A 518-nucleotide genomic window follows, 5' to 3' on the forward strand; every position below is an offset into this window, starting at 1 on the left:
ACAGGTCGCCCAGGCCATCGCCTCGATGCTCTCGCGCATCGGCATCCAGACCCGCGTGGAAGCCATGCCGTCGGCCACCTTCTTCACGCGCGCCAACAAGCTCGACTTCTCGTTCATGCTGGCCGGATGGGGGGCAGACACCGGCGAGGCCGGGTCCTCGCTCAAGTCATTGCTGGCGACCTATGATCCGGCCAAGGGATGGGGGGCGTCCAATCGCGGGCGCTACAGCAATGCGGCGCTCGATGCCAAGCTGAGCGCGGCGCTGACCACGATTGACGATCGCGCGCGCGAGAAGCTGTTGCAGGATGCGACCGAGATCGGGATCAAGGATTATGGGGTGATTCCGCTTTATTTTCAGATTAATGTTTGGGCGGCGAGGAAGGGATATAACGTGGTGCCTCGGCAGGATGAGAGGACTCATGCGTTTGCGATTTCTAAGTAGTTTTTTGGTATTTTTTAGGTTTCTTGTTCTGGCTGTTGTGGGCCTTGAGGCTTGGGCGGTTGTTGGCGCTTGAACC

Annotated in this window: 1 protein-coding gene; it reads left to right on the forward strand. The window is 59.1% G+C overall.

All coding sequences use genetic code 11. From position 1 onward, the window contains the following. Window positions 1-442: ABC transporter substrate-binding protein (locus tag K206_RS39990; protein WP_043367588.1), on the forward strand; the 442-nt coding region annotated here is incomplete at its 5' end. Window positions 443-518 lie beyond the last annotated feature (76 nt).

Origin of the sequence: Cupriavidus sp. WS, assembly GCF_000395345.1 — a bacterium.
GTDB lineage: Bacteria > Pseudomonadota > Gammaproteobacteria > Burkholderiales > Burkholderiaceae > Cupriavidus > Cupriavidus basilensis_B.